Source organism: Candidatus Obscuribacterales bacterium, from assembly GCA_036703605.1.
Classification (GTDB): Bacteria; Cyanobacteriota; Cyanobacteriia; order RECH01; family RECH01; genus RECH01.
Genome location: DATNRH010000132.1, coordinates 1 through 3,270 on the forward strand (window position 1 = coordinate 1; position 3,270 = coordinate 3,270).

At 52.8% G+C, this 3,270-nt stretch carries 4 protein-coding genes; all 4 read left to right on the forward strand.

Going from position 1 to position 3,270, the window contains the following annotated elements:
• Positions 1–383, forward strand: a 383-nt coding sequence (locus V6D20_02720) for a hypothetical protein (GenBank protein ID HEY9814707.1), incomplete at its 5' end; no start/stop codon positions are given.
• A 2-nt stretch (positions 384–385) separates the two neighbouring features.
• Complete coding sequence (locus tag V6D20_02725; GenBank protein ID HEY9814708.1) at positions 386–850, forward strand: hypothetical protein; 465 nt, start codon at positions 386–388, stop codon at positions 848–850.
• The gene (locus V6D20_02730; GenBank protein ID HEY9814709.1) at positions 843–1,508 is read left to right on the forward strand and encodes a hypothetical protein; all 666 of its coding nucleotides are present in this window, start codon (positions 843–845) and stop codon (positions 1,506–1,508) included. Before V6D20_02725 ends, V6D20_02730 begins: the two co-directional genes overlap by 8 nt.
• 291 nt (positions 1,509–1,799) lie before the next feature.
• A partial coding sequence (locus V6D20_02735) for a hypothetical protein (protein HEY9814710.1) occupies positions 1,800–3,270 on the forward strand: 1,471 nt, incomplete at its 3' end.

Genomic DNA, 3,270 nt, shown 5'->3' on the forward strand with positions numbered 1-3,270 from the left:
CATCTGGGACTGGTGGTATTGATTGGGGAAAGCTGGCCACTACGGCAGTTACGGCAGCTAATACCTACTCGGCTAGTAAGAATGGTGGAACAACTGCTACGTCCTATGGTGGTGGTAGTAATATCTGGGAGAGTATTCTCGCTGGTGTAGGTACTGCTGCTGGTGGTATTATGGATGAGAAGACTGCTAAGGAAGTAGCTAAACAGGGTCGTCAGACCCTAGACTTCGCCGCATCTCTTAAAGACTTCTACGACCAGAAAGATAAAGTACGCAAGCGGGCAGCCCTAGATACCTATGGGCAGTTCTCTACGATGGATCGCTGGGCACCTAACGCCGTAGCGGCTCCGCCGATTGAACAGCCGGCACGACCGGGAGTTGGATAATAATGGCTAGCCTAGATTCTATGAGGAAGGCGGAAGCCTCGAACAAGCAGGGCGGTAATAAGGATGTAGAGATTGCCGTCCGTATGACTATCAAGATGTTGCAGGAAGGCGGCGGGATGAAGATTATCTCTGACGCTATCCAGCAGTCCCAGCAACCAGCTCAGGTGATTGGACAGTTCCTCGCTCAGATGATCGGGCAGCTAGCTGAGAATCTACAGAGGGAAATGGATATCGATCCTAAAATCTTTCTTGCTAAGGGCGGATGGCTTGACAGCATCCTTAACTATATTGAGAAGGAGATGGATATGCCGGAAGAGTTCTCTGATGAGATTTACCCGGAAGTCCTTGAGACGATCAAGGCAGCTGCTCAGTCGCCGCAGGGCGGCCAGCAAGCTCCTCCGCAGGGACAGCCCGCACCGGGACAAGCACCGCAGCCACAGGCTGCTATGGGAGGTCTAGGTGGCTAATCTACTTGCAGGGTTTGTTAAGGGGTTTGCCGATAATCAGGTAGACCAGATTCAAGAACGACGTAAGCTGGAGAATGAAGAGAAGAAGGCTAAGATGCTAGCTGATCTACAACGAGAGACAGCTCAGGCTAACTTCCTCTTTGAGGAGAACTTCAAGAAGAGTAACCGTGTCGATGCTGCTATGTCCACTATCGATCCTGATACCGGTAAAATCACCCAGCGTGCTCAGGACGGTTCAGTTCTTAGCGCTAGGGATATGACTCCAGCCGAGCTTGCCTCCCATAAAAGGAAGGAGCAGGGCGACCAGCTCTCTATTGATAACATCCGTTCCCAGATCGACTCTCGTGGAAAGAGTGATGCACGTGATGATAAGGTAGCTACCGCACGTATCGGTTCATATAACAGAGCAAACCGGAAAGCTCTAGACGGGTCAGATGAACCTACTGATTCCGATATCGCCAATGAGTTAGTGTTCCGCTACAGCAAAGATGTGGAGGCTGCTACAGAGTCAGGGAACATCTCCCAGACCGCTATCAGAGCAGCTGCTATTGAGCTAGTAAAGAACTCACGAACCGGCGAAGACGCGCAGGAATCTTTCCTAAGGTTCCTAGGCAACTACAGTACTGGACGTAAAAGTACAGACCAAGCTAAACGTTAATTTAAGGAGCACCATTGTATGGCGTCGAAGAAGGATAAGCGTGAATCACTACTAAGGTTTGATAGGGGGACCGATTGGGTTGCCCCTTATGAACTTGCCCGTAAGCAGGAAGAAGAAGAGCGCGCCCTTCTACAAGAGGAGGAGCGTAAGAACGCTCCCTTCTCTAAAGTCACAAGCTCTACCGACAGCTCCGCTCAGACTGGAGGCACTACGCCTGCGGCCAAGGGCGGAGCTTTGTCTTTTGATAACCTACTAGCTTCGCTTGCCCCTGCTCAGGAGTACGCGGGAGATATGGGTTCCTCGGCTTTCAACGATATCAAGTCAGGCATGGGTGCCCGTATCTTTACTCATGATGATATGGGTAACAAGGGCGGGGCAGAAGTAGCTCGCGGTATCTATGACCAGTTTAACTTTGAGGGCGGCGGTGCTATCGGTGCTCTGCTTAATCAGCTAAATGGCAAGCGTGAGGATACCTCCGATCTAGGTAAGCGTCTCTATACTGAAGGCAGTCAGGCTAAGGCCGACATTGCGAAGAAGTACGAAGATTCAGGTATGGTAGCTCAGGGCGGTATGGACCTAGCAGGTTCACCACTCGGTGCGCTATCTGTCTTCGGCGGTCCTACCGCTGGTCTGATGGGTGAGGACGTATTCAACAAGACCTACGCCGAGGCTCGTCAGTCTGGTGTAGATAAGGAAGGAGCTGCTGCTCGTGCTGCCGGCCACGCCGCGCTTGAGACTGGTATCGCTGCTATCCCTGCTGGTAAGTTCCTATCTAAGATTCCCGGAGCCAATCGAGTAATCCCTCGTGAGGCTCTTGTTGATCTATTCGGTAACGCTTCCAAGTTTGTATATAAGACTGGTCTAACCGCTGCTGGTGAATCCGCAGAAGAGACAGTCACCACTCTAGCCCAGATGGGCCTTGATAAGCTGCTTGCTTCACAGACAGAGAATGCTGAGCTAGCTGCTCACGCGAAAGACAACCTACCTAAAAGCACCGCAGACTTCTTTGAGGCAGTACGCCGATCAGCGGTAGCGGGAGCTATGGGCGGTAGTGCTCTTGGTGGTCCGGTGGAAGCTCTCAACATCATGAAGGCTGCTGGACAAGAAGCGGCTATGCTAGCTAGCAACATCGATGCGGCTAACAACGAATTCAATCCTGCTAAGGCGGGAGATGTACCACGTTCCAACGCTATCGCTCCTACTGTTACCCAGATGGATATGTTCGGTACGCCGGAAGGTCTGCCCTCATACGAGTCGCAGGAAGCTGCCCGACAGAAGGACCTAGAGATTCAAGAAGGTCTACGTCAGGGCCGTGCTGCTGAAGGTAACGCTGCTGCTCTAGCGGAGAACCGTGAGAGTGAGCGTCTACGTCTACAGGGTGTGGTCGATACTAACCGTCAGAAGGTCGAGTTCCTACAGGAGCAAGTCAATGGCGGCAAGACCGACCAGCAGACTCTCAGCTCACTAGCTGCTGCGGTACGTGACACCAAGCGTGCAGAGAACGATCTAGCTAAGGGTATCACCTACAAGGAAAGCCCAGCTCCGGCTGCTGCTACCACGACCCCTGCTGTCTCCAAGAAGCCTGCTGTCCAGACTGATCTGTTCACTAACCAAGAGAGCGCCCAGCTAGAAGACCAGCGGGCTACGGCTAAGGCTGCTCGTGTGGAGGCTACTAAGGTAGTCGCTAAGGAAGGGAAGGGAGTACAGGAGAAGGCTAAGAGCGCCCGCGCAGCCGCGCGACGCACCTTCCTAACCGAGCAGA

Excerpts from the sequence above, each read along its gene's own strand:
- V6D20_02725 (HEY9814708.1), top strand. The coding sequence starts at position 386 with ATGGCTAGCCTAGATTCTATGAGGAAGGCGGAAGCCTCGAACAAGCAG.